Here is a 23,619-nt window from a genome sequence, read left to right on the forward strand (position 1 = left end):
CGTCGGACGTGCGTCGTACCATCGATGCATGGGCGAGTACGTGGCGGTGGAACGGTCCGGTCCGGCGATCCGGGATGCCCTCGCAGTTGTGGCTCCGGAGGAACTTCCCGAATTCGAAGCACAGTTCCGCATCGCCCTCGCGGAGGCCGACGACGACTTCGACCTCTCCCGGGTCGAGCGCGTGGTGAACCGGTGGTGGGGCGTCGCGCATCTGCGACTCAACCCCCCGACGGATGACGAGCGAGCGATCATCGAGCAGGTCGCACGCGGCGACTTCGCCGGTCTCGCGACTTCACCGCAGAGTGCCGGGTAGATGGCGCTCTACTCGCCGGTGTGGATGGAGATCGCGAGGGTCCAATACGCCGAGCTCCCGGACGACCTGAAGGAGTCCTTCGATGCCGTGTTCGCTGCGATTCTCGACGATCCGAAGGGCGGTGGGAGCTACGACAAGTCCACCGACCAGTGGACCGCCGTATTCGGCGACGGGCGCGGATTGCTGACGTACGCGGTCAACGATGACTTCGTGAAGGTGATCGTCTTGAGGATCGTCAGCTGAGCCATCAGGCCGGGGGATAGGTCGCGAGGAGCGCGGCGCGGACCGGATCGGTGGTGTGCGGCAGCCACAGCGCCTGCACCGGGACCTGCGGGGCATCGTCGAGCTCGAGGACCGTGACCCGGCCCCCGAACCGCTCCCCGGGCGGACCGGTCACGAACGCCGCGGCGTGCGGCGCGGCGAGCACCGCCGTCGCCGGCGGCGTGCCCTGCACGTGGTTGATCAGCAGGTCCGGCTCGAAGCCGGCCCGACGGCACTGCGCGACCAGGAAGTCCGTGTAGAACGAGGCGTGCGGCGGCGCCCACACCACGATCGGCGACGCCGCCAGCTCGGCCAGCGCGAGGCGCTCGCGGCCGGCCAGCTCGTGGTCGCGATGCAGGGCGACCCGCAGCGGGTGATAGACGAGCGTCCCTCCCGCCACCTGGTCCGGTAGCGCTGCGCCGCGCCGGAGCACCAGGTCGACGGTGCCCTCTCGCAGCTCGGCCACCATCGCCGCCGGGAACAGCTCGCGCACCGTGATCGACGGCGGATCATCCTGTGCGATCAGCGGTTCCAGGATCTCGTAGGCCTCGTCGGCGGTCACCGCGGGGCTGCGGCCGACCACGAACGGCGGCCGGCGCTGCGCCCCCGCGTCCCGGGTGCGCGCCGCGAGCAGGCGGGCACCGGACAGGAGGGACGGCGCACCGTCGTACAGGGTACGGGCCGCGGCGGTGGGGGCGAGGCGGCGCCCGGAGCGCGTGAACAGCGGCGTGCCGAGCTCGCGCTCGAGCTGGCGGAGCGCGGCGGAGAGCGCCTGCTGACTCAGGTGCAGACGGGCGGCCGCAGCGGCGAGCGAGGGCTCCTCCATCGCGGCGACGAACTGCTCCAGGCGGCGGAGGTCGGGCGTGGTCACCGGGCCAGTCTATTCACAAACAATAGTGGTGAATAGTCCGATAACATTCGATTGTCGGTTGTCGTTTCCGTGTCTACGTTGGGTGCTGCACACACGGATGCGGACAACGAGGGAGAAGACATGACGAAGCTCGCAGGGAAGACGGCGGTCGTCGCCGGTGGCGGTAAGAACCTCGGTGGCCTGGTCAGTCGCCATCTCGCCGGCCTCGGCGCGAACGTCGTGGTGCACTACAACAGCCCGTCGTCGCAGGCGCAGGCGCAGGAGACCGCGGCCGCCGTGGAGGCCGCGGGCGGGCGGGCCCTGCTGTTCCAGGGCGACCTGACGGCACCGTCGACCGTGACCGAGCTGTTCGACGCGGCCGTGGCCGAGTTCGGCGGCGTCGACGTGGCGGTGAACACGGTCGGCAAGGTGCTGCGCAAGCCGATCCTGGAAACCTCTGAGGCCGAGTACGACTCCATGCTGGACATCAACGCCAAGGCCGCCTACTTCTTCATCAAGGAGGCCGGTCGCACGCTGAACGACGACGGCATGCTCATCACCATCGTCACGGCGCTGCTCGGCGCCTTCACCGACGGCTACTCCACCTACGCGGGCGGCAAGTCGCCCGTCGAGCACTTCAACCGCGCCGCGGCCAAGGAGTTCGCGGGCCGCGGGATCACCGTCAACGCCATCGCGCCCGGGCCCATGGACACGCCCTTCTTCTACGGCCAGGAGACGCCCGAGCGCGTCGAATTCCACAAGTCGCAGGGCATGGGCGGTCGCTTGACCCTCATCGAGGACATCGCCCCGATCGTCGACTTCCTCGCGACCGACGGGCACTGGATCACGGGCCAGACGCTGTTCGCCAACGGCGGCTACACCACCCGCTGAACCGGGCGGGCGGAGGGCGTTCGGCGCGCCTACGATGAGCTTCGTTCCGTGGGGTTGCGACGAGGGAGACGCGAGTGAGTGAAGCACCGCCGGCGATGCGCCGCAGATTGATCCCGATGTCCGGGCGCGACCCGCACGAGGAGGGTCGGACGGCCACCACGCTGGAATTGCTCTTCGACCTCACCTTCGTGGTGGTCTTCTCCCTCGCGGGCGTGCAGCTGGCCGACGCGCTCGCAGAGGCGCACTACCTGGCTGCCTTCCTCGGCTTCGGCTTGTGCGCGTTCGCCGCGATCTGGGCGTGGATCAACTTCACGTGGATGGCCTCCGCGTTCGACACGGACGACTGGCTGTTCCGGATCGTCACCGCGCTGCAGATGATCGGCGTCTGCATCATGGGCCTCGGCGTGGAGCCCTTCTTCGCGTCGGTCGCCGCCCACGAGCAGCCGAACAACACGGTGCTCGTGATCGGTTACGTGGTGATGCGCGTCGCGCTGCTCGCGCAGTGGACCCGCGCGGCGGTCTCCTCGCCGCGGTACCGCACGGCCGCGATCACCTACATCATCGCGATCACGCTCGCGCAGATCGGTTGGGTGTTCAGCGCTTTCGCGCCGCTGACGCTCACCCAGTTCCTGCTCATCGGCGTGGTCCTGTTCGTCATGGAGCTCGGTGGGCCGTACATCGCCGAACATCGACAGCGGACACCGTGGAACCCGCACCACATCGCCGAGCGCTACGGCCTGCTCACCATCATCACGCTCGGCGAGGGCGTGGTCGGCACCGTCGTCGCCCTGCAGGCACTTCTCAAGGCCCAGGGCTGGAGCCCCGACATCGCCGTGCTCGGTATCGCGGCGATGGTGCTCAACCTGTCGCTCTGGTGGATCTACTTCTCGATCCCGGTGGGGGAGGCGCTCGTTCGTACGCCGAGCAAGTGTTTCGCGTGGGGCTACGGCCACATCGTCATCTTCATGGGCGTCGCGGCGTTCGGCGCAGGGTTGCACGTCGAGGCGCTCGGCATCTCGCACGAGGCGCACGTGAGCAACGTGGTGGTCTCGACGGCGTTCGTCGTGCCGCTGGCGGTCGCGGTCCTCGGGATCGGCGTCATGGACGCCTACCTCACCGGCTTCGACGGCCACCGCGCCCTCGCGGTGTGCGTCACCCTCGCCCTGCTGGGCGCAGGCGTCGCGGCCGTGGCCGCGGGTGCCACGCCGCTCGCCGCCCTGGTGTGGAGCGCGATCGCCCTGCTGGTGCAGGTCGTCGTCGAGGAGTTGTGGTCCGGCAAGCGCCGGGCCGCCCGCCTCGCGTAGCCCGACGGTGCCGGGGCGATGCCGGCCGTGACATCGGGGTCGCGGGGCGCGGGGAGGTGACCATGTCACGTCGGTGAGCGATGCGTGCCATGCATACCGCTATCGACGCAGGTCAGCTACGGTTTCCGAGGCTATGGCTATGCGTCCCGTGCATATCCTGCCTCGGTGCCAGGACCCATCCAGACACCGTGGCCTGCGCGGATCCCGACAGGCGGCAGCCGCCGCGCCGTCGTCCCCCGCGCCGCACCGTCGTCCCCCGGGCCGCGCCGTCGTCCCCCGGGCCGCGCCGATCCGCGGCTCCGGCGTTCGAGCCCCCAACAGACGCCGCGCTTCCGGTGGGGGCTCGGTTGTCCCCCGCGCGGCGTTTCGTCCCCCACCCCGGCCCTACCCGGCGCCCGGCACCGTCGGCGCGGGCGGGCGGGCACCGTCGGACCGGTGGGCGGGACGGTCAGGCCTCGGCGAGGCGGGCCTTCTCGTGCTCGACGTCGAAATCGGCGGGCGGCCAGTCCAGTCCGAGGCCTTCGAGGGCCTCGATCAGCAGCTCGGTGATCGCGAGCCGGGAGAACCACTTGCGGTCGGCGGGGATGACGTGCCAGGGGGCACCGTCGACGCTGGTGCGGTCGAGCATGGCCTGGTAGGCCTCCTGGTACTTCGGCCAGTAGCCGCGCTCGTCGATGTCGGCGGGGTTGTACTTCCAGTACTTGTCGGGACGGTCCAGTCGCTCCTGCAGTCGCTTCTTCTGCTCGTCCAGCGACACGAACATCGCGGCCTTGACCACGGTGACGCCCGACGCGACCAGGTCCTCCTCGAAGCTGTTGATGATCCCGTAGCGCGGCTCCCACACCGACTGCGGCACCAGGTCGTGGACGCGGACCACGAGCACGTCCTCGTAGTGCGAGCGGTCGAAGACGCCGATCTGGCCGCCCTTGGGGACCTGCTGGTGGATGCGCCAGAGGAAGTCGTGGGCCAGCTCCTCCTCGGTGGGCTTGCCGAACGAGGCCGTCTTGACGCCCTGGGGGTCGACCATGCCGATCACGTGCCGGACGATGCCGCCCTTGCCGGCCGTGTCCATGCCCTGCAGCACCAGCAGCACCGAGCGGTGATCGCCCGCGCGGCCGTTCGCGTAGAGCAGCTCCTGCAGCTGCGAGAGCCGCTCCCCGCGCTCGGCGAGGAGCGCCTCGCCCGCCGCCTTGTCACCGTCGAAACCCGGCTTGCCGGAGGTGTCGATGTCCTGCACGAGGCCACCGGGGCGCCACCGCAGGGCCTCGGAGACGGAACCGGACCAACCGCTCTTCTTCGCCATGGGGTCACCCTATCCGTCGGACGTCCGGATCTTCGGGCAAGATCGACTCGTGACGGTGTCATCCCCGGCGGCCACCCCGCTCGCCCCGCAGGCGAGCCCGTTCGGCACGCCCGACGAGCGCAAGCGCCGAGACCTGCGGAAGATGAAGGCGCTGGCCCTCTCCTTCCTCATCGGCGCGGCCATCATCTACCTCATCTGCGAGTACCTGGACACCAAGGGCGCGCACCTGTCGATCGCCGGGCCGTGGGTCGGGTACGTCAAGGCCGCGTCCGAGGCGGGCATGGTCGGCGGCCTGGCGGACTGGTTCGCGGTGACCGCGCTGTTCCGGCATCCGCTGGGCCTGCCGATCCCGCACACCGCGATCATCAAGCGCAAGAAGGACCAGCTGGGCGACGCGCTCGGCGGGTTCGTCGAGAGCAACTTCCTCACCCCCGACGTGATCGCCGACAAGGTGGGCTCGCTCGAGCTCAGCGGCCGCGTCGCCAACTGGATGGCCGACCCCGACAACTCGCAGAAGCTGGGCGCCGAGGCCGCGAAACTGGTCAAGGTCATGAGCGAGGTGCTGCGCGACGAGGATGTCGAGGCGGTGCTCAACTCCACCATCATCAAGCGGCTCGCCGAGCCCGAGTGGGGGCCGCCCATCGGGCGGCTCGTCGAGACCCTGCTGCAGGAGCAGCGCCAGCTGCCGCTGATCAACCTGCTCGCCGAGCGCGCGCACCACTGGGCCCTGGGCAGCCAGGGCGTCATCGACAAGATCGTCGACACCGACGGTCCGCAGTGGTCGCCGAAGTTCGTCAACTCGCTGCTGGGGGAGCGCATCTACCGCGAGCTCGTCGAGTTCACCTGGAAGGTGCGCAGCGACCCCGACCACGAGGTGCGGCACGCCATGAGCACCTTCCTCTGGGACTTCGCCTCCGACCTGCAGCACGACCCCCGGACCATCGCCAAGGTCGAGGACGTCAAGGCCGAGCTGATGGGGCGCGAGGAGGTGCGCACCGCGGCGCAGGCGGCGTGGCGCGCCGCCAAGCGGATGATCGAGGCGTCGGTGGACGACCCCGATTCGACGCTGCGGGAGAAGTTCAGCGAGTCCGCCGCCCGGTTCGGCGTGCGGCTGCGCGACGATCCGGCGCTGCGCGGGAAGGTCGACTTCTGGGTCGATCGCTCGGTGCGGCACCTCGTCGAGAACTACGCGGGGCAGATCACCTCGATCATCACCGACACCGTTGCGCGCTGGGACGCCGACGAAGCGTCGGGGAAGATCGAGCTCGCGGTGGGTCGGGACCTGCAGTTCATCCGGATCAACGGCACCGTCGTCGGCGCGCTGGCCGGCCTGGCGATCTACACGATCACTCAACTGTTCTTCTGACGGCGCGCGGGTCGTGTCAATGATCAGAATCACACTGCTAACCAAATGCTTGCAACAGTTAGCACTAGCTGTTAGCGTGGTGTCAGCCGCGCAGACGGGAGGCCGGACATGACGAGCAATGAAGAGCCCGAAGTGAATTCGGGATCCGACATTGGAGCGTTCATTCGGTCGCAACGTCTTGCGGCGGAGGTGTCCATCCGGCAACTGGCGGAGAGGGCGGGGGTTTCCAACCCGTATCTCAGCCAGATCGAGCGGGGGCTCCGCCGACCGTCGGCCGACGTGCTGGGGCAGATCGCCAAAGCGCTGAGGCTCTCGGCGGAGGTGCTCTACGTGCAGGCCGGGATCCTCGAGGAGCGTCCGGAGTCCCCGGTACGCGACGCTCTGATCGCGGACACTGCCATCAACGAGCGGCAGAAGCAGGCCCTACTCGACATCTACGAGAGCTTCCGCCGCGAGAACGAGACCGCATTGAAGGAGAACGTGCCATGACCGAGCAGAACACCCTCGACGACCTGAAGACCCCCCTGTTCGCCGCCCTCGGCGCCGGTGACTACGCCTACGAGGCCGTGGCCGAGGTCGTCGAGAAGCTGCGCGCCGCAGCCACCGACGCGTCGAAGGACTTCCAGACCAAGGTCGAGGAGGCCCAGGCGAAGGTCGAGGAGGCCGCCGATTCCGCGCAGGCCAAGCTGACCGAGGCCAAGGACGGTCTGCCCAAGGACGTCGATGAGCTGCGCGCCAAGTTCACCCCCGAGGAGCTGCGCAAGGTTGCCGCCGCCTACATCCAGGTCGCGACCGACATCTACGAGTCGCTCGCCGAGCGCGGCGAGAGCGCCTTCGAGCGCATCAAGTCGGGCTCCGTGATCGAGGACGCCACCGAGCAGGCCACCAAGGCCTACAACCAGGCCGTCGAGCTGACCGAGTCCTCGCTGGGCCAGGTCGCCTCCGCCACCAAGCAGGTCGGCGAGCGCGCCGCGAAGCTGGTCAACCGTGCCGGTGACGAGGCCCAGGCCGCCGCCGACAAGGTCGAGGCCACCGTCGAGGAGACCACGGAGAAGGCTGCCGCCGCCGTCAAGAAGGCTGCGCCCAAGGCCGACGCCTGATCGTCACACCCCTCAGCTCCACCCCGGGCGCCCGGCGGCACTGCCGCCGGGCGCCCGACCTTTAGGCTGGTGCCATGGAACTCCTCGTCATGGGCTACGGCACCGTCACGTTCTTCGTGACCCTCGTCCTCACGCTGGCGCTGCTGGGCGCCGCGATCTTCGCGATCATCCACGCGGCCCGCACCCCCGAGGACGCCTTCCGGGCCACCGGGAAGTGGCAGAAGAACTACTGGCTCATCACCCTCGTGGTCTGCGCGCTCGTGATCTTCCTGCCCGGCTTCTTCGGCATGGTGATCGCGGCGGTGGGTGTGCTCGTCTACCTGCTGGACGTCAAGCCGAAACTCGATGAGGTCCGGCGCCCGCGCTATTGAGTATTAGTTAGTAAGGTTGGTCGCATGAAGATCTCCAGCAAGCTCGTCGTCGGTGCGCTCGGCGCCCTCGGAGCCGGTGCCGCGGCGGTCGCCGCCGGCGCCACCGCCTACGCGCTGTCGTCGCCGACGGAGCCGGCCAACGCCAAGCTGATCGAGGACTACGACGGCCCGCGCGAGGACGGCACCGTCGTCTCCGGGGACGGGACCCGGCTGCACACCCGCGTCTGGGGACCCGCCGACGGCCCGCTCGCGGTGCTGATCCACGGCTGGACCTGCAACGTGGCCAACTTCCCGCGCCAGGTCGAGCACCTCGTCGCGCGCGGCTACCGCGTGATCGGCTACGACCAGCGCGGCCACGGAGAGTCGGAGGCGGGCGCGTTCGCGTTCTCCACCGGCGTTCTCGCCGACGACCTGCACGCCGTCCTCGACGCCCACGTGCCGGACGGGAAGCAGGCGCTGCTCGTCGGCCACAGCATGGGCGCCATCACGATCATGGCGTGGGCCGGCAAGTACACCGACGAGGTCGCCGCGAAGGCGCACCATGTGGTGCTCAGTTCCACGTACGCCCGCGACGCGGTGCCCGGCTTCGCCGGCGCCACCCCGCTCGCCGCCCTGCCGCGGATCGCGCCGCGGTTCACCGAGAAGCTCGGCGACGCCGTGCTCGGCGCCCCGGTGAAGTTCCGCCGCAACCGCCTGCACACGGCTGTGATCCGCTACACGGCGCTGTGCGGCTACGCCTCGTACGGTGCGGTGACCTACACCGAGGACATGGTCGCCACCTGTCCGCCCGACGTCCGCGGCGAGTGGGGCCACGTGCTGGCCGGGCTCGACGTGACCGACGGCCTGCGCAAGCTGAACGTCCCCACCTCCGTGGTGGTCGGCCAGTACGACCACCTGACGCCGCCGTCCGATGCCGATGTCATCGCGGGCGAGCTGCGCGTCTCCGGGCACCTGGACCGGTTCGCCGTGATCCGCGACTCCGGCCACATGCTCCCGCTCGAGCAGCCGGAGAAGCTCAACGCTCTCCTCGACTCCATCCTCGACGGACGCCCCGTCGCCTCCGGGGCCCCGGAGTAGCGCACCGTCGAACCCGGAGTCAGGAGAAGACGACGGTCTTGCGGCCGTGCACGAGCACCCGGTTCTCGAGGTGCCAGCGCAGGCCGCGGGCCAGCACGACCTTCTCGATGTCGCGGCCGCGGAGCACCATGTCCGCGGCGGCGTCGGCGTGGTCCACGCGGGCCACGTCCTGCTCGATGATCGGGCCGGCGTCGAGGTCGGCCGTCACGTAGTGGCAGGTCGCGCCGATCAGCTTCACGCCGCGGGCGAACGCCTGGTGGTACGGCCGGGCGCCGACGAAGCTCGGCAGGAAGCTGTGATGGATGTTGATCGCCCGCCCCGCCCACGCCGCGCACAGATCCGCCGGCAGCACCTGCATGAACCGGGCCAGGACCACCGCGTCGGGGTCCAGCGCATCGGTGAGTTCCGCGACGCGAGCGAACGCCGCCGACTTGTCCTCGCCCGGACCGGGGAAGGGCACGTGGTGGAACGGGATGTCGAGACGCTCGGTGAAATCGCGCAGGTCCTCGTGGTTGCCGATGACGGCGGCGATGCGCGCGTTCAGCTCACCCGTCGCGACCCGGCCGACGATGTCGTGCAGGCAGTGCCCCTCCTTGCTGACCAGCAGGACGATGTCCTTCGGCTCGGCGCTCGAGGTCAGGCGCCACTCCGTCTCGGGGCCGAGTTCGGCGGCCACCTCGGCGGCGAACCGCGCGCGCAGCTCGTCCAACGACAGTGAGACGCTGTCCGCTCGGACCGCCTGGCGGGTGAAGAACCAGCCGGAGTCGGCGTCGGAGTGGTACGCGGCCTCGACGATCCATCCGCCGACGTCGGCGAGGAAGGTCGAGATACGGGCGACGATGCCGGTGGTATCGGGGCAGCCCAGGGTCAGGACATAGCGGGTATCGCGGGTCACGGACGGTATCGTCTCAAACGTGCTCACACGCTCCGAAGTCGCCGCCCTCGTCGATCACACCCTGCTCAAGCCGGAGGCCGCCGAGGCCGCCGCCGCTGCGGCCTACCAGGAGGGGCTGGACCTGGGGGTTTACGCCGTCTGCCTGTCCCCGTCGATGCTGCCGCTGCGCGTCGCGATCGACGCGCAGGAGGTACACGCGGCCGGTGGGCGCTGGGCTCCCCGGACCTGCGTCGTCGCCGGCTTCCCGTCCGGTAAGCACCACACACTCATCAAGGCCGCCGAGGCGCGGATGGCCGTCGAGGAGGGTGCGCACGAGGTGGACATGGTGATCGACGTCGGGCTCGCCCTCGCCGGCGAGCTGGACCGGGTCTTCGCCGACGTGCTGACCGTCCGCGAGGCGATCGGCGCGGATCCGGTGCTCAAGGTCATCGTCGAGTCCGCGGCGCTGCTCGAGTTCGGCGACGCCGACCTGCTCACCGAGGTGTGCAAGCGCTCCGTCAAGGGCGGCGCGACCTTCGTCAAGACCTCCACGGGCTTCCACCCCAGCGGTGGCGCGTCCGCCGACGCGGTGCGGATCATGCGCGCGGCCGTCGGGCCCGATGTCGGCGTCAAGGCCTCCGGCGGCATCCGCACGGCCGAGGCCGCGCAGGAGATGATCGACGCCGGCGCGAACCGCCTTGGACTGTCCGGCTCGCGCGCCGTGCTGGCCGGCTTCCCGGAGTAGGCACCGTCGGGCGGCCCGACGGTGCGCGAGCGCTCAGGCGAGCCGCGCGGGGAGCGCCGCGTACCCGTACAGGGTCGAGAGCCCGCGGTGCCGCGCACCGTCGGACAGGGCGACCGCGGGGTAGCGCTCGAACAGCCCGGACAGGGCGACGGTGCCCTCCATCCGCGCCAGCGCGGCGCCGATGCAGGCGTGGATGCCGTAGCCGAAGCTCACGTTCTTCTTCGCGTCGGGCCGGGTCACGTCGAACTCGTTCGGCCGGTCGAAGACCTTCGGGTCGCGGTTGGCGCCCGCGAGCTGCAGGGACACCATGGTCCCGCGCCCGATGCGCACGCCCGCGACCTCCACGTCCTCCCGCGCGACGCGGGCCGTGCGCTGGATGGGGCTCGAGAAGCGCAGGACCTCCTCGACGGCGTTCGGCCACAGCTCCGGCCGCTCGCGCAGGATCGCCAGCTGGTCGGGGTGCGCCAGCAGGTCGACGATGCCGTTGCCGATCAGGTTGACGGTGGTCTCGAAGCCCGCGCCGATGAGCAGCGCCGCGTTCGCGATCAGTTCCCGGTCCGACAGCTCGCCGCTCGAGGCGAGGAGGGCGAACGGGTGGTCGGCGTCGGGGTCGGCGCGCACCCGCGCGAAGTGGGCGGCGAGGTACTCGCGCAGCCCGGTCAGCGCGACCTGCGAGCGCCGGTAGACGGGCCACGCCAGACCCGGATCGAGCAGCGGCGCCGCGGCCTCGCCCCACTCGAGCATGTAGTCGTCGTCCTCCTCGGGCAGGCCGAGGAGTCGCCCGATCATGGTGACCGGCAGCCGCGCCGCGAAGTCGCGGACCAGGTCGGGCGCGGGCGCCTCCGCCATCGCGTCCAGGAGCGAGACGGTCACCGTCCGAGCGCGGCCCGTGAGCTGTTCGATGGACCGGGGCGTGAAGGTCCTCGCGATCGGATGCCGGTAGGCCGTGTGCGCGGGCGGCTCGCTGACCAGCATCGACGGTGGCTCGACCGGATTGGGCAGCTGCGGGTCGGTCAGCTCCAGGATGCGCAGCAGCGGGCCGGGGAAACCGAAGTCGGCGGTCTGGACGGTGCCGAAGCGCGCATCGCGCAGGATCTCCCGGCAGACGGCGTGATCGGCGGTGGTGGCGCCGACCTCGCTGCGCACGAGCGGCCCCTCCGCCCGCAGCGCGTCGAAGACCTCGTACTGCGACCCGGGTTCGCCGTAGCCGAGCAGCATCTGGGCCATGCGGTCGCCGCGTTCCGCGCGGCGCGGCAGGGCGCGCCGGGGGAGGCCGTGCATGATCCCCCAGCGCACCCGGGTCGCCAGAGCCGCCGGCAGCATCGTCAGAGCACCGAGCAGTTGGTGGCGCCCACGTCGTTGCCGCTCTCGATGTCCTTGGGCAGCACGTTCTGGCCCGAGTAGCGCAGGCTGACGGCCTGGTCGGTCATCTTCAGGTCGCTCGCGGTCAGCCCGTTGGGCGTCGGGATGTCGGCGATCGCGGTGATCGCCTGCTGCGCCAGCTCGTCGGGTACGCCGAAGCCGAGGATGGACGCCTTGCTCGCGGTGAGGACGACCTTGTTGTCCTTGATGGACGGCGTGAGGTTGATCGTGATGAGCCCGGTCGTGATCTCGATCCGGTTGGCGGACGGGTTCAGGGTGACCTTCGGGTCGGACAGGAGGGGCACCTGCGCGACCTTGTTCTTGATGCCGTCGGCGGTGAACTCGCCGAGGATGGTCGCGTCGTCGATCCTGTTGTCGCCGCTGGGATCGACGCCCTTGAGCAGGATGCGCACGTTGAGACCCGAGGTGCCCTGCAGGCCGTCGATGGTGATATCGATCGACGACATCTTGCCGCTCGCGTTCTGGATCAGCATGGGCGTCTTGGCGAAGGAGACCGAGACGTCGTTGGCCTTGGCGCCGCTCTTGATGTTGTCCGCGAGGCACCCCTCGATGTGGTTGCGGACGTACAGCTCGATGCCGACGAACGCGATCACGACGAGCGCCACCACCCCGGCCGCGATCAAACCGATCAGCTTGCCGGTGGAGCGCTTCGCCTTCGGGGGCTTGCCGGGGCCGCCCGGGCCCACCGGTCCCGACGGTCCACCGGGCGGGACCTGGGCGGGCGGCACCGGCGGCTGCTGGCCGAGCTCGGGTCGCGCGTGCGCGCCCGAGGGGCGCGCCGCCGACTCGATCGGCCGCGTCAGGCCGTCCTGCGGGCCGGCGTTCTGCGGGGCCGGGTGCTGCGGGCCGGGGTTCTGCGGGGTGTTCGGGTTCGTATCCATCGTCTGCGATTGTTCCTCATCCCTGGGCGGAGACGGTGAAGTCCCTACGGTTGGCCAGCACGGGCAGCGCGGCCCGCACCTCGTCGAGCCGGTCCAGCGGCAGGTCGACGACGATCTGTTCCGCGGCGGCGCCCGCGGTGGCGAGCACGGCACCGTCGGGCCCGACGGCCAGCGAGCCGCCCACACCGCGCGGCGCGCTGCCGGGCTCGGCGTCGGAGGGCCGCGCCTGATCGACGGCGACGACGAAGGTGGTCGAGTCGAGCGCGCGGGCGCGGGCGAGCGTGGTGAAGGCGTCGAGCTTGCCGGGGCCGTCGCCCCACGACGCGGGCGCGACGATCACCTGCGCGCCGGCATCGGCCAGCGCCTGATACAGGGTGGGAAAGCGCAGGTCGTAGCAGGTGCTCAGGCCGACGGGGACGCCCCCGACCTGCACGACGACGGCGCGGGCGCCCGGTTCGACGGTGCGCGACTCGGCGAAGCCGAAGGCGTCGTAGAGGTGCACCTTGTCGTAGTGGTCGGTCGTGCCGTCGGGCGCCGCGGACAGGAGTGTGTTGCGGACGCGGCCGTCGGAGCCCGGGGTGAACATCCCCGCGACGACGTGCACGCCGGTCTCCCGTGCCGCCGCCGCGACGCGCGTGGCCCACGGACCGTCGAGCGGCTCGGCGACCGGCTTCAGCGACACCCCGAACCGGCACATCGTGGCCTCCGGGAACACGGCGAGCGCCGCGCCGGCGTCGGCGGCGCGGCGCAGACCGTCCTCGACCAGCGCGGCATTGGCCGCGGGATCGGTGGTGGCCTCGATCTGCGCCAGCGCGACGGTCAGCGATGTCATGCGCACCACACTACTGATCTCCGCTCGATAGGGCGGCGCGGCCGAGGGCGGAGCGAGAGGCTCACGATGTCGGGTTCTGATGCCTCGGACGTGCGCGGGACACCTCCGAGGCATCGGAACCCGACATCGTGAGCGGCTACGGCGCGACCAGGTCCCAGTCGACGGTGAGCAGGTTGTCGCGGACGGGCCGCCGGGGCGGGCGGGCGGCACCGCCGGTGCGCTGGGCCAGCAGTGTCCCCGCGGCCCGCCAGCGCACGCGGTTGCCGTACGGTGCGTAGCCGGCGGCCTCGTCCCAACAACGATCCGCCAGCGTGAGCAGCGAGTGGATACCGTCACCGGGCGTGTTGTGGTGGATCAGGGCCTTCGGCAGCCGCTCCGCCAGGTCCGACGGGTGATCGCTGTAGCCGGGATGCCAGGCCAGGGTCAGCGTGCTCGGCACGGGCACGACGCCGGGCGGAGCGGCACCCAGGGTGAGCCAGCAGCACCGTCGGCCCAGCTCGTCGCACGTGCCCTCGATGAAGACCCCGCCCGGGGCGAGCCGCGAGGTCACCGAGGCCCAGGCGTCGGCCACCTCGGCCTCGTCGTACTGCCGCAGCACGTTGAAGGCGCGCACCAGGTTCGGGCGCAGTCCCGCGAGCTCGAAGCCGCCCCGGGCGAACTCCACGCCGTCGCGGCCCGGGACCACCCGCGCGGGGTCGATCTCCAGGCCCGTCACGCGGACCGTCGGCGACATGCGCCGCAGCCAGGACGCCCACTCGAGGGTCGTGTTCGGGCGCGCGCCGTAGCCCACGTCGACGGCCAACGGCGACGGCGAGCTCAACGCCGCGGCCACGAGCGGCGAGTGCACCGACCAGCGATCACTGCGCCGCAGCCGGTTCAGCCCTGTCGTGCCGCGCGTGATCCGGCCCTGCGGCGCGGCCACGGGTCAGTGCTTGTCGACCCAGTACTTGAGGTACTCGGCCTCGGCGCGGAACAGGTCCACGAGGTTGATGAGGATCAGCTGCTCGAGCTTGGTGCCGACGAAGGGCACGAACACCTTGACGACGCTGGTGTAGCGCATGGTGCAGCCGGTCTCGGTGTTGAACAGGTCGGCCTCGCCCTTGAGTGAGCCGGGGCCCGCGGGGATCGACGCCTTGTAGTCGCCGATCGAGTGCTCGCCGTCCCACGCGCCGTAGAACTCCTGGCGCGTGATGATCATGTCCTTCTTCACGACGCCCTGCGCGATCGGCGGCAGGTACTCGTGCGGCAGGTTCTGCTTCTGGACGACCGTGATGCCCTCGTCGTCGACATCGAACTCGGTGAGCTCCGACAGCGGGGTGAGGTTGCGGAAGTCGGTCATCTTCTCGGTCCAGTACTCCTTGGTGGAGTAGGCGTCGTAGAAGACCTCGGCGGGGAACGGGAAGCGCGCCGAATAGCTGAGACGTCGTGCCATGAGGGGAGACCTTACTCGGGGATGACTTCGGGGATCAGTGCTCGGCGATCCACTGCAGCGTGAACTCGCGCTCGCTCTCCATGAGCTCCTGCAGGTTCTCGACCACCAGCGACTCGACCTTCTTCGCGACGAACGGGATCGACACGCTGGCCTCGCCGTCGGCGGTGATGCGGGCGGTGCCGTCCGCGCCGGGCGCGCCCTCCAGCACCGTCGTGCCGGACAGCTGGGCGGGCACGCCCTGGATGTCGGCGGAGAAACGGCCCTCGCAGCGGGCGCCGTCGAACGGGCCCCACTCCTCGATGCGGTGGATCTCCAGGCCGCCGGGCCGGATCGCGGTCACCACGGGCGGCAGCTTGTCCTCGCCGATCACGTGCACCACGAGCACGCGGACGGACGCGCCGGCGCCCTCGCCCGTGACGGTCAGCTCCGCCACCCGCGCGCCCTCGCCGCCGACCTCGGCCACGCGGGCGGGCCAGTACGCGGCGTCGGTGAACGCGGCGTGCAGGGCGGCCGGGGCGGTGGCGTAGTCGAGCGAGCGTTCGAGACGGGTAGTCATGGGGGGACACGTTACCGTTGCGGAGTGCCTGAACTGCTATCGGAGTTGACCACACTGCGCCTCGGCGGCCCCGCACGCGCGTACGTGCGGTGCGAGAGCGCCGCCGAGACCGCGCGGGAGGTCGCGCGGTGCGACGCCGCCGGCGAGCCCGTGCTGCTGGTCGGCGGCGGCTCCAACCTGGTGGTCGCCGACGCGGGCTTCGACGGCACCGTCGTCCACCTGCGCGGCGACGGGATCGAGATCGAGGGCACGACGCTCACCGCGGACGCGGGCGCGGTCTGGGACGACGTCGTCGCGGCGTCCGTCGACGCCGGCCTCGGCGGCCTCGAGTGCCTCTCCGGTATCCCCGGCTCCGCGGGCGCGACGCCCGTGCAGAACGTGGGGGCGTACGGCGTCGAGGTCGCGTCCTGGCTCGACGCCGTCGAGCTCTACCACCGCGCGACCGGGGAGACTGCGTGGGTCGCGCCCGAGACGCTGGGCCTGGCCTATCGGACGTCCCGCCTCAAGCAGTCGGACGCCGATGTCGTTCTGCGCGTGCGGTTCGCCCTGACCGACGGTGCCTCCGCTCCCGTTCGGTACGGGGAGCTCGCGCGGGCCCTGGGGGCCGAGGCGGGCGGCACCGTCGAGCCCGCGCGGGCGCGGGCCGAGGTGCTGGCGCTGCGCCGGAGCAAGGGCATGGTGCTCGACCCGGCCGACCACGACACGTGGAGCGTCGGGTCCTTCTTCACCAACCCGGTGGTGCCCGACGACGCCGCGGTCGCCCGGGTCGAGGAGGCCGCGGGCGAGAGCACGCCGCGGTACCCCGCGCCGGCGGGGATCAAGCTGTCCGCGGGCTGGCTGATCGAGCGGGCGGGCTTCCACAAGGGCTTCGCGGGCGGCCGGACGGGCGTCTCGCTGTCGACGAAACACACGCTCGCGCTCACCAATCGGGGGACGGGCACGACCGTCGAGTTGCTCGCCCTGGCGGCCGAGGTCCGAGATGGGGTGTTCGCCCGATTCGGGGTCGAGCTGCACCCCGAGCCCGTCCTCGTAGGTGCGGAACTGCCCTCGTCACGCCGGTAGAATCCATTCGGTGTTCAACATGTTTCGCGCGCCGTTCGGCCGGCGCGCTTTCCTCGGTGGTGCGGCGGCGACGGTGGCCGTCGTCGCGACCGCGTGCAACAAGCCCGGCGATACCGCCGAGACCAGGGCCGATGCGCCCACCTTCAGCTACACCCCGTCGGGGGACAAGAAGATCGGCCCCCGCGACCCCGTCTCCGTGCGGGTGCAGGGCGGCACCTTCCGCCCGGGCGTGGCGCTGACCAACACCGCCACCGGGAAACAGGTCAAACTGACCCCCTCGCCCGACGGTGTGACGTACACCGCGGCGGAGCCCCTCGGCTACGGCGCCACCTACGCCTGGTCCGGTGCCGCCGACGGTGCCGGTGGGACCTGGTCGAGCCTGAGCGGCAAGATCACCGTCGTCTCGCCCGACGCGACGATGTCCGTCCAGATCAACATCGCCGACGATGCCGAGGTCGGCATCGCCGCGCCCCTGATCCTGAAGTTCGCGGGCACCGTCCAGGACAAGGCGGCCGTCGAGAAGGCGCTCACGGTGACCACCGTCCCCCAGACCGAGGGCGCGTGGGCCTGGCTGCCCGAGGACAACGGCTCCCGCGCGCACTGGCGGCCCCGCGAGTACTACAAGCCGGGTACCAGGGTCTCGATGACGGGCAAGCTGTACGGCCTCGACCACGGCGGTGGCAAGTACGGCGCCGACGACGTGACCAGCAGCTTCGTGATCGGCCGGTCGCAGATCGTCAAGGCCTCGGCCCCGTCGCACCGGATCAAGGTGATGCGCGGCGACCAGGTGTTCCTCGACCTGCCCTGCTCCTACGGCGAGGCGGACCTGCCGCGCAACATCACGCGGTCCGGCATCCACGTGGTCAGCGAGAAGCACGAGGACTTCTACATGTCCAACCCGGCGGCCGGGTACTTCAACGTGCACGAGCGCTGGGCGGTGCGGATCTCCAACAACGGCGAGTTCATCCACGCCAACCCGGGCACCGTCGGGAACCAGGGCAGCTCGAACGTGACCAACGGCTGCATCAACCTGTCGCTGGAGAACGCCCAGACGTACTTCCAGAGCGCGATCTTCGGTGATCCGGTCGAGGTCACGGGCACGTCGATCGAGTTGTCGGAGGCCGACGGGGACATCTACGACTGGACCCTAGACTGGCCGACGTGGCAATCGATGTCGGCGCTCCGCCAGAAGTAGTCGTTTCCGGCGCGCGGACGATGTCGGCGCGCGTCGCGTGCACCGTCGCCGCGCCCACGGTTCTGGAGTACCAGGCCACCGTCGCCCGCGTGCCGGGGCTCGCCGTGCAGGAGTCCCTCGCCGTCACGCTCGACGGTGCCCCGCTCCCGATCCGAGAGGTCGTCGGGCCGCACGGCGGACGGATCCATCGGGTCGACGCGGCCCCCGGGAAGGTGCTTCTCGAGTACCACGCGCAGGTCGCGGGGTTCGCGTTGCCCGAGCCGGTCGACGAGTACCTGCGGTCGCTGTACCTGCGGCCCTCCCGGTACTGCGAGGTCGACCGGTTCTTCGGGTTCGCCGCCAAGCAGTTCGCCGGCGTGACCGGCGACGCGCAGCGCGCCGTGGCGGTGCGCGAGTTCGTGGCGGGGCGGCTCGACTACCTGCCCGTCAGCAGGTCCGTCGACGGTGCCTCCGACACCCTGCTGGCGTCCGCCGGCGTGTGCCGGGACTACGCGCACCTGACCATCGCGCTGCTGCGCGCGCTGAAGCTGCCGGCGCGGATGTCCGCGGTCTTCGCGCCGGGCTGCGATCCGATGGACTTCCACGCCGTCGCCGAGGTGATGGTCGACGGCCGCTGGTGGGTGCTCGACGCGACGGGACTCGCCCCGCGCGCCGCGATGGTCCGGATCGCCACCGGCCGCGATGCCGCGGACATCGCGTTCCTCGACAATCACGGCGGGTCCATCCGGTTCGAGCGCCTGACGGTGACCGCCGACAGTCTCGCTCCCCTCCCCGCCGACGACCCCCACGCCCTGATCCCGATCGCCTGATTCAGGTCTCGCGATTCATCTGCACTCTCGGCGGCAATGACTTTGGAGGAAGTCATATGACTTAAAAATAAGTCACATGACGTACGATGGTGTCATGTTCGCGAGCGAACCCACCGCCGAATCAGTGCGGCCGCAGTGAAGGTGCTGGTCCGTCGGGCGGAGACGATGGTCGAGATCGCGCGGGGCATCGTGAGGTGAGCGGGCGGCGATGGATTCGGCGGAGCAAGGCGCGTGATGGAGCTCCGCTACGGACCTTGGTAGTACGCCAGGCATACGAGTGTCGTGCCGTCGGTGATGTAGTCCGGTCCGCTACATAGCGACGTGTTCGTGGACTCCCACCTGTCCAGTATGACGTATGAGGGCCAAGAATATCCTGTGCCGCACTCGAATATCGACGCTCGTTTGAGGATGCCACTGCTGTCGTACTCGAAACTGAGGCACTTCCCTATCTTAGCGTTGATTGCATCATGAGTTTCGTAGTGATCATTACCGATGACGATCTGAACGGGCTGCGTCGGTGCCGATCTGGCAATGGTCGAAGTCGTGGTACCCGATGAACCGTATGCGTCGCTTTCATGTGTATTGAACTCGCTGATCATGATAATCAGGGCGGTTGCGGAGACTAGCGCTGCGATCGTGCCGAGGTAGCCGACAACGAGGCCCGCGATAGCGAGTCCGCGACCTCCTTCGCCGGTTCTGCGGATCTGCCTCAACGAAATGTGGCCGAATATGATTCCGAGAGGCGCGAGTACGAGGCTGGATACCAGCGCTGCGATCGCGAATCCATTCGTAGCTCCCGTGTGAACACCGGGTTGTGGTTCAATGCCGGGGTCATCGGGCGACTTCTTTGTCGAGTCCGTCATTCCGCCTCTTGCGTTTGGTCAAACGATTGGACGACTCGAATCTATCTGGTGAATCGCATGGGGGATATCATCTGAACGGACTACTGTCGCTGACAGATGGATGGCGGTAGAGAACTCGACCGGGCCGTGCCGCCGGCCGGCGCGCGGCCGGCTCGCCTTGACGTCGACTTTCAACGGAACTGCCATGCGTGGAACGCATGGCTCCGTCGGCAAAAATGGCGCTGACCTGCGAAAATGATGCCATGCGTCCGACGCATGACTTTTCGGCAGAAACATGGCACCGAGGCGCCCTGGGATCAACCGCGGCGCAGCGCCGCCAGCTCCTCGAACACCGCCCGCGCGTCGGCCGGCCCGTCCACGCGGAAGCGGGCGGCGGTGGCACCGTCGCCCACCTTCACGGAGACGTCCCCGGCCCCGGTGAGCACGGCGAAGGCCTTCTCGTCGGTCACGTCGTCGCCGAGGTAGAGGACCGCGTCGGCGCGCACCTGCTCCCGGAGCACCGTCAGGGCGCGGCCCTTCGAGGCGTCGAGGACCGTCAGCTCCAGCACGGCCTTGCCCTCGGTGGCGTGCACGCCGGGGAGGGCGGCGGGGCCCCGTCGGGCCTCCTGCAGGGCCTGCGCGCCGGAGGCCGGGTCCACGACGTTCCGGACGTGCAGCGCGCCGCCCAGCGGCTTCGGCTCGACGGCCGCGCCCGGAAACCGGTCGGCGATCACGGACAGGGCGGACAGCACCGTCGACCGGAGTTCCTGCTGCTCGCCGTCGAGGGCGATCCCGCCCTCCCACTCCGCGCCATGACTCCCGACCGTGACGATCGACGACTGGACGCCGGACAACCGTCCGAGCGTCGCACGGTCGCGCCCCGACACCAGCGCGACGGTGACCCCGGGCAGCGCGGCGAGCGCCTCGAGTGCGGGTACCGTCCCGGGCAGCGGGAACGCGGCCGCGGGGTCGGACACGATCGGGGCCACCACCCCGTCGTAGTCCGTCGCCACGAGCACCGTGCCCAGCGCCGAGAACCCGCCCAGTGCCTCACCGAGATCGGCGGGCAGGCTCACGCCGGCGCCTCATCGACGGTGCCGGCGAGGGTCTGCAGGAACGAGCGGGCCCAGCGGTCGACGTCGTACTGCAGGACCTGGCGGCGCATGGTGCGGATGCGGCGCTTGCCGTCCTCGGGATCCTGGTGCACGGCCTCGTCGATGGCGTTCTTGACGCCTTCGAGGTCGTGCGGGTTGCACTGGTACGCCTGGCGCAGCTCGGCGGCGGCACCGGTGAACTCGCTGAGCACGAGCGCGCCCGAGGAGTCCGTGCGGCACGCGATGTACTCCTTGGCGACGAGGTTCATGCCGTCGCGCAGCGGCGTCACCAGCATGACATCGGAGGCGGCGAAGAAGGCCAGCAGCTCGCGGCGCGGAACAGGGCGATGGATGTAGTGGATGGCGGGGTGGCCGATGCGCCCGAAGTTCCCGTTGATCCGGCCGACCTGCAGCTCGATGTCGTCCCGCATCGCCCGGTACGACTCGACACGCTCGCGCGAGGGGGTCGCCAGCTGGACGAAGATGTGTCGCTCCGGGTCGAGCCGGCCCTCCTGGTACAGCTCGCCGATGGCGCGCAGCCGCACGTCGATGCCCTTGGTGTAGTCCAGCCGATCGACGCCGAGCAGGACCTTCTCCGGGTCGCCGAGCTCCTTGCGCAGGGCCCGCGCGCGCTTGCGCGTCTCCGGGAGCTTGGCGGTCGCGGCGAGCTCCGCGGAGTCGATGGAGATCGGGAACGCGCCCACCCGCACGGACCGGAACCCGACGGTGACCACGCCGAACTTCGAGCGCACCCCGATCGAGTTCCTACTGGTGGAGTAGCCGGCGAGCTTGTTCGCCAGGTAGAGGAAGTTCTGTGCCCCGCCGGGCAGGTGGAAGCCGACGAGGTCGGCGCCGAGGATGCCCTCGATGATCTCGCGCCGCCACGGCATCTGCATGAACAGCTCGACCGGGGGGAACGGGATGTGCAGGAAGAAGCCGATCTTGACGTCGGGCCGCAGCATGCGCAGCATCTTCGGTACCAGCTGCAGCTGGTAGTCCTGGACCCAGACGGTGGCGCCCTCCGCGGCGACGCGCGCCGTCTCCTCCGCGAAGCGGCGGTTGACCTCGACGTAGGTGTTCCACCACTCCCGGTGGTACTCGGGTTTGACGATGACGTCGTGATAGAGGGGCCACAGGCTGCCGTTGGAGAAGCCCTCGTAGTGCTCCTCGACCTCCTGGGCGCTGAGCTTCACGGGCACGAGGAGCATGTCCTCGCCGGGGATCGGATCGTCGGCCCCGCCGCCGATGTCGGGTGCGCCCGGCCAGCCCACCCACGCGCCGTTGCGCGCGCTGAGGATGGGTTTGAGGGCCGTGACCAGGCCGCCCGGCGATTCCTTCCAGATCAGCGTGCCGTCGGGCGCCTTCTCGACGTCGACGGGCAGCCGGTTCGCCACGACGATGAAATCAGATGTTCCGAACGCCGCAGCGGACATGATGGGCTAGGCCTCCTTGACGCCGATGCCGAGCATCGACAGCAGCATGCGGCACTCGTCCGCGTCCTCCGCGTACGCCGCGACGACCTGCTGAGCCTGGCGCGCGGTCTCGTCCGCGACGGGCTCGAGATCGTCTTCGCTGATGTCCTGCGTGGTCTTCGGGGGCATGAACACACCTTCGTATCGGTAAGGGACGAGCAAAGTCCAGCTTACCCGGGCGGCGCCGATCCGCTCACTCGCGGACTCGGCGGCGGCGGAGCACCGCGATCGGCGCGATGTGCGGGCGCCGGATCGTCCGCGCCACCCACTCGCCGAGCGTGACCCCCGCGGCCAGCGCACAGCCGACGGTCAGCGCCGTGGCCATGTTCGTCAGCGCCGATGTGGTCTGCCCCTCCATCAGCTCCGACAGCCCGCGGTAGACCGCGAGACCCGGCACCAGCGGGGTGATCCCCGCGACGGCGACGATGAGCGGGGGGACCACGGCCCGTCGGGCGAGGAGGCCGCCGGCCAGGCCGACGACGGTGGCCGCCACCACCGACGAGACGATCGGCCCGAGGCCGAGATCGAGGATCGACCCCGCGACGAGCGAGCCGAAGCAGCCCGCCAGGAACGACGCGGTGAGCGCGCGGATCTGCGCGTAGCCGGCCAACGCGAACGCCGCCGCGGCCACGCCGCCCGTCGCGACGAGGATCGGCAGCGGCGCGTAGTCGAAGGGCTGCTGTTGCAGCGGTGGCAGGGTGGCGCCCAGCTCGCTGGTGACCCGCAGCGCTATGCCGACGCCCGCGACCACGCCGCCCGTGAACACCACGACCTCGAAGAACCGGGCCGCGCCGGTCACGGGCGCGCCAGTGATGGCGTCCTGCACCGAGCCGACGAGCGAGAGCCCCGCCATGAGCACGATGATGCCCGCGACGATCACCCGGTAGGGCTGCACGTCCCAGCCGAACTCGATGGACAGCCGGTAGATCAGCGCCGCCGGCAGGGTCGCGAGGAATCCGCCCACCACCTGCTGGAAGAAGTACGGCAGTCCCCAATTGCTGAGCCGGACGTTCACGACGTAGATCACGGCGGTGGTCGCGAAGGCGACGGCCGCCAGTGTCGGCTTGCCGCCGAGCAGCAGGGTCAGCGCGCCGGCCATGAGTGCCCAGCCGAAGGTCGCGACGGCGCGCGGATACGGGTGCCCGGCGGTCATGATCGATTCCAGCGCCGCGAGCGCCTGATCCGGCCGGATCCGACCGCGGCCGATCCGCCGCACCAGCGTGTCGACCTGGGAGAGCCGGGTGTAGTCCAGGGACCGGTGACTCACCGTCCGCGTGTAGGTCGACGGTGGCAGTCCTCGCCCGCGCTGGACGCTCACCGTGATCGCGTTGTAGGTGACGGTGACCGTCACATCGTCGATGCCGTAGGTCGCGGCGACGTAGCGGACCTGGGCCTCGGTGTCGACGGCGCCGGTCCCCGAGTCCAGCAGCACCTCGCCGACCTTCATGGCCACCTCGAGGACCTCGCCGACCGTCTCGTTGTCGCGGAGGTCGACCGGCTGCAGCGGCGTCAGCACCGGCATTCCCGCCGTGTCGACGGTCGCTGCGTTCCGGCCGGTCAGGGACTGGACGGCGTGCGCGAGGTGATCGCGGAACGCGGGCTTCAT

Annotated in this window: 27 protein-coding genes; 13 read left to right on the top strand and 14 right to left on the bottom strand. The window is 70.3% G+C overall.

Annotated features, from left to right (window positions below; genetic code table 11):
* Positions 1–28: 28 nt before the first annotated feature.
* Together ABZX10_RS01625 and ABZX10_RS01630 are read left to right on the top strand one after the other, a co-directional pair.
* A complete protein-coding gene (locus ABZX10_RS01625; RefSeq protein ID WP_355533818.1) occupies positions 29–313 on the top strand; it encodes a DUF6247 family protein in 285 nt (94 codons plus the stop codon).
* Complete coding sequence (locus tag ABZX10_RS01630) at positions 314–556, top strand: hypothetical protein (RefSeq protein ID WP_355533820.1); 243 nt, start codon at positions 314–316, stop codon at positions 554–556.
* A gap of 4 nt (positions 557–560) precedes the next feature.
* Here the strand turns inward: ABZX10_RS01630 and ABZX10_RS01635 are convergent, their stop codons facing one another.
* Positions 561–1,445 carry a LysR family transcriptional regulator gene (locus ABZX10_RS01635; RefSeq protein WP_355533822.1) on the bottom strand — a complete coding sequence of 295 codons (885 nt, stop codon included), beginning with the start codon at positions 1,443–1,445 and terminating at the stop codon, positions 561–563.
* Between the two features lie 120 nt (positions 1,446–1,565).
* Here ABZX10_RS01635 and ABZX10_RS01640 point away from each other — a divergent pair, with 120 nt between their 5' ends.
* On the top strand, positions 1,566–2,315 hold the full coding sequence (locus ABZX10_RS01640; protein ID WP_355533824.1) for an SDR family oxidoreductase: 750 nt from the start codon (positions 1,566–1,568) through the stop codon (positions 2,313–2,315).
* A gap of 74 nt (positions 2,316–2,389) precedes the next feature.
* Positions 2,390–3,619, top strand: a complete 1,230-nt coding sequence (locus ABZX10_RS01645; RefSeq protein WP_355533827.1) for a low temperature requirement protein A — start codon at positions 2,390–2,392, stop codon at positions 3,617–3,619.
* A 448-nt stretch (positions 3,620–4,067) separates the two neighbouring features.
* Here ABZX10_RS01645 and ABZX10_RS01650 read toward each other — a convergent pair whose 3' ends face one another.
* The gene (locus ABZX10_RS01650) at positions 4,068–4,922 is read right to left on the bottom strand and encodes a polyphosphate kinase 2 family protein (RefSeq protein WP_355533829.1); all 855 of its coding nucleotides are present in this window, start codon (positions 4,920–4,922) and stop codon (positions 4,068–4,070) included.
* Between the two features lie 49 nt (positions 4,923–4,971).
* On the opposite strand from ABZX10_RS01650, the gene ABZX10_RS01655 reads away from it, so the two are divergent.
* The 5 genes from ABZX10_RS01655 (at position 4,972) to ABZX10_RS01675 (ending at position 8,836) form a co-directional block, all read left to right on the top strand.
* Complete coding sequence (locus ABZX10_RS01655; protein WP_355533831.1) at positions 4,972–6,288, top strand: DUF445 family protein; 1,317 nt, start codon at positions 4,972–4,974, stop codon at positions 6,286–6,288.
* Between the two features lie 108 nt (positions 6,289–6,396).
* Positions 6,397–6,777 (top strand): helix-turn-helix transcriptional regulator, encoded by a 381-nt coding sequence (locus tag ABZX10_RS01660; RefSeq protein WP_355533833.1) that lies wholly within the window; start codon positions 6,397–6,399, stop codon positions 6,775–6,777.
* The gene (locus ABZX10_RS01665; RefSeq protein WP_355533835.1) at positions 6,774–7,388 is read left to right on the top strand and encodes a heparin-binding hemagglutinin; all 615 of its coding nucleotides are present in this window, start codon (positions 6,774–6,776) and stop codon (positions 7,386–7,388) included. Before ABZX10_RS01660 ends, ABZX10_RS01665 begins: the two co-directional genes overlap by 4 nt.
* Positions 7,389–7,462: 74 nt before the next feature.
* Entirely contained in the window at positions 7,463–7,759 is a 297-nt protein-coding gene (locus ABZX10_RS01670; protein ID WP_355533837.1) for a DUF2516 family protein, read from the top strand.
* A gap of 24 nt (positions 7,760–7,783) precedes the next feature.
* The gene (locus ABZX10_RS01675) at positions 7,784–8,836 is read left to right on the top strand and encodes an alpha/beta hydrolase (RefSeq protein WP_355533839.1); all 1,053 of its coding nucleotides are present in this window, start codon (positions 7,784–7,786) and stop codon (positions 8,834–8,836) included.
* Positions 8,837–8,855: 19 nt separating this feature from the next.
* On the opposite strand, the gene purU is transcribed toward ABZX10_RS01675, so the two are convergent.
* Positions 8,856–9,731 carry a formyltetrahydrofolate deformylase gene (purU, locus tag ABZX10_RS01680; protein ID WP_355533841.1) on the bottom strand — a complete coding sequence of 292 codons (876 nt, stop codon included), beginning with the start codon at positions 9,729–9,731 and terminating at the stop codon, positions 8,856–8,858.
* Between the two features lie 7 nt (positions 9,732–9,738).
* On the opposite strand from purU, the gene deoC reads away from it, so the two are divergent.
* A complete protein-coding gene (gene deoC / locus ABZX10_RS01685) occupies positions 9,739–10,455 on the top strand; it encodes a deoxyribose-phosphate aldolase (RefSeq protein WP_355534079.1) in 717 nt (238 codons plus the stop codon).
* A 33-nt stretch (positions 10,456–10,488) separates the two neighbouring features.
* On the opposite strand, the gene ABZX10_RS01690 is transcribed toward deoC, so the two are convergent.
* The 6 genes from ABZX10_RS01690 to ABZX10_RS01715 all read right to left on the bottom strand — a co-directional run bounded on the left by ABZX10_RS01690 (position 10,489) and on the right by ABZX10_RS01715 (position 15,539).
* Positions 10,489–11,778: a cytochrome P450 gene (locus ABZX10_RS01690; protein WP_355533843.1), complete on the bottom strand. Its 1,290-nt coding sequence runs from the start codon at positions 11,776–11,778 to the stop codon at positions 10,489–10,491.
* 2 nt (positions 11,779–11,780) lie between these two features.
* The gene (locus ABZX10_RS01695; protein ID WP_355533845.1) at positions 11,781–12,719 is read right to left on the bottom strand and encodes an LmeA family phospholipid-binding protein; all 939 of its coding nucleotides are present in this window, start codon (positions 12,717–12,719) and stop codon (positions 11,781–11,783) included.
* A 16-nt stretch (positions 12,720–12,735) separates the two neighbouring features.
* On the bottom strand, positions 12,736–13,542 hold the full coding sequence (locus ABZX10_RS01700; protein WP_355534082.1) for a carbon-nitrogen hydrolase family protein: 807 nt from the start codon (positions 13,540–13,542) through the stop codon (positions 12,736–12,738).
* Positions 13,543–13,687: 145 nt separating this feature from the next.
* Positions 13,688–14,473, bottom strand: a complete 786-nt coding sequence (locus tag ABZX10_RS01705) for a class I SAM-dependent methyltransferase (protein ID WP_355533847.1) — start codon at positions 14,471–14,473, stop codon at positions 13,688–13,690.
* Between the two features lie 3 nt (positions 14,474–14,476).
* On the bottom strand, positions 14,477–14,983 hold the full coding sequence (locus ABZX10_RS01710; protein ID WP_355533849.1) for a DUF2505 domain-containing protein: 507 nt from the start codon (positions 14,981–14,983) through the stop codon (positions 14,477–14,479).
* Between the two features lie 34 nt (positions 14,984–15,017).
* Positions 15,018–15,539: a DUF2505 domain-containing protein gene (locus ABZX10_RS01715; protein ID WP_355533851.1), complete on the bottom strand. Its 522-nt coding sequence runs from the start codon at positions 15,537–15,539 to the stop codon at positions 15,018–15,020.
* Positions 15,540–15,563: 24 nt separating this feature from the next.
* Between ABZX10_RS01715 and ABZX10_RS01720 the strand changes: the two genes are divergently transcribed.
* Genes ABZX10_RS01720 through ABZX10_RS01730 form a run of 3 tightly spaced genes read left to right on the top strand, consistent with a single transcriptional unit; the run spans position 15,564 to position 18,605 of the window.
* Entirely contained in the window at positions 15,564–16,601 is a 1,038-nt protein-coding gene (locus tag ABZX10_RS01720; protein WP_355533853.1) for a UDP-N-acetylmuramate dehydrogenase, read from the top strand.
* A 19-nt stretch (positions 16,602–16,620) separates the two neighbouring features.
* Positions 16,621–17,796 carry an Ig-like domain-containing protein gene (locus ABZX10_RS01725; protein WP_355534084.1) on the top strand — a complete coding sequence of 392 codons (1,176 nt, stop codon included), beginning with the start codon at positions 16,621–16,623 and terminating at the stop codon, positions 17,794–17,796.
* Complete coding sequence (locus tag ABZX10_RS01730; protein WP_355533855.1) at positions 17,763–18,605, top strand: transglutaminase family protein; 843 nt, start codon at positions 17,763–17,765, stop codon at positions 18,603–18,605. Before ABZX10_RS01725 ends, ABZX10_RS01730 begins: the two co-directional genes overlap by 34 nt.
* Positions 18,606–18,850: 245 nt before the next feature.
* Here ABZX10_RS01730 and ABZX10_RS01735 read toward each other — a convergent pair whose 3' ends face one another.
* The 5 genes from ABZX10_RS01735 to ABZX10_RS01755 form a co-directional block, all read right to left on the bottom strand.
* Positions 18,851–19,468: a DUF4190 domain-containing protein gene (locus tag ABZX10_RS01735; RefSeq protein ID WP_355533857.1), complete on the bottom strand. Its 618-nt coding sequence runs from the start codon at positions 19,466–19,468 to the stop codon at positions 18,851–18,853.
* 296 nt (positions 19,469–19,764) lie between these two features.
* Positions 19,765–20,523: a trehalose-phosphatase gene (gene otsB / locus ABZX10_RS01740; RefSeq protein ID WP_355533859.1), complete on the bottom strand. Its 759-nt coding sequence runs from the start codon at positions 20,521–20,523 to the stop codon at positions 19,765–19,767.
* Complete coding sequence (locus tag ABZX10_RS01745) at positions 20,520–21,974, bottom strand: trehalose-6-phosphate synthase (RefSeq protein WP_355533861.1); 1,455 nt, start codon at positions 21,972–21,974, stop codon at positions 20,520–20,522. The genes otsB and ABZX10_RS01745 overlap by 4 nt, the downstream gene beginning before the upstream one ends.
* 6 nt (positions 21,975–21,980) lie before the next feature.
* On the bottom strand, positions 21,981–22,142 hold the full coding sequence (locus ABZX10_RS01750) for a hypothetical protein (RefSeq protein ID WP_168547187.1): 162 nt from the start codon (positions 22,140–22,142) through the stop codon (positions 21,981–21,983).
* 64 nt (positions 22,143–22,206) lie between these two features.
* Positions 22,207–23,619, bottom strand: coding sequence for a threonine/serine exporter family protein (locus ABZX10_RS01755; protein WP_355533864.1), 1,413 nt, complete (start codon positions 23,617–23,619; stop codon positions 22,207–22,209).

The sequence above is a fragment of the Tsukamurella sp. NPDC003166 genome (genome assembly GCF_040611135.1).
Classification (GTDB): domain Bacteria; phylum Actinomycetota; class Actinomycetes; order Mycobacteriales; family Mycobacteriaceae; genus Tsukamurella.

Bases quoted from the DNA above. Each gene is read 5' to 3' on its own strand.
- ABZX10_RS01715 (WP_355533851.1), bottom strand. From the start codon at position 15,539: ATGACTACCCGTCTCGAACGCTCGCTCGACTACGCCACCGCCCCGGCC.
- ABZX10_RS01640 (WP_355533824.1), top strand. From the start codon at position 1,566: ATGACGAAGCTCGCAGGGAAGACGGCGGTCGTCGCCGGTGGCGGTAAG.
- ABZX10_RS01650 (WP_355533829.1), bottom strand. From the start codon at position 4,922: ATGGCGAAGAAGAGCGGTTGGTCCGGTTCCGTCTCCGAGGCCCTGCGG.
- ABZX10_RS01695 (WP_355533845.1), bottom strand. From the start codon at position 12,719: ATGGATACGAACCCGAACACCCCGCAGAACCCCGGCCCGCAGCACCCG.
- ABZX10_RS01660 (WP_355533833.1), top strand. From the start codon at position 6,397: ATGACGAGCAATGAAGAGCCCGAAGTGAATTCGGGATCCGACATTGGA.
- ABZX10_RS01755 (WP_355533864.1), bottom strand. From the start codon at position 23,619: ATGAAGCCCGCGTTCCGCGATCACCTCGCGCACGCCGTCCAGTCCCTG.
- ABZX10_RS01675 (WP_355533839.1), top strand. From the start codon at position 7,784: ATGAAGATCTCCAGCAAGCTCGTCGTCGGTGCGCTCGGCGCCCTCGGA.
- ABZX10_RS01735 (WP_355533857.1), bottom strand. From the start codon at position 19,468: ATGACGGACTCGACAAAGAAGTCGCCCGATGACCCCGGCATTGAACCA.
- ABZX10_RS01745 (WP_355533861.1), bottom strand. From the start codon at position 21,974: ATGTCCGCTGCGGCGTTCGGAACATCTGATTTCATCGTCGTGGCGAAC.
- ABZX10_RS01630 (WP_355533820.1), top strand. From the start codon at position 314: ATGGCGCTCTACTCGCCGGTGTGGATGGAGATCGCGAGGGTCCAATAC.
- ABZX10_RS01725 (WP_355534084.1), top strand. From the start codon at position 16,621: ATGTTTCGCGCGCCGTTCGGCCGGCGCGCTTTCCTCGGTGGTGCGGCG.
- ABZX10_RS01670 (WP_355533837.1), top strand. From the start codon at position 7,463: ATGGAACTCCTCGTCATGGGCTACGGCACCGTCACGTTCTTCGTGACC.
- ABZX10_RS01625 (WP_355533818.1), top strand. From the start codon at position 29: ATGGGCGAGTACGTGGCGGTGGAACGGTCCGGTCCGGCGATCCGGGAT.
- ABZX10_RS01665 (WP_355533835.1), top strand. From the start codon at position 6,774: ATGACCGAGCAGAACACCCTCGACGACCTGAAGACCCCCCTGTTCGCC.
- ABZX10_RS01690 (WP_355533843.1), bottom strand. From the start codon at position 11,778: ATGCTGCCGGCGGCTCTGGCGACCCGGGTGCGCTGGGGGATCATGCAC.
- ABZX10_RS01710 (WP_355533849.1), bottom strand. From the start codon at position 14,983: ATGGCACGACGTCTCAGCTATTCGGCGCGCTTCCCGTTCCCCGCCGAG.
- ABZX10_RS01750 (WP_168547187.1), bottom strand. From the start codon at position 22,142: ATGCCCCCGAAGACCACGCAGGACATCAGCGAAGACGATCTCGAGCCC.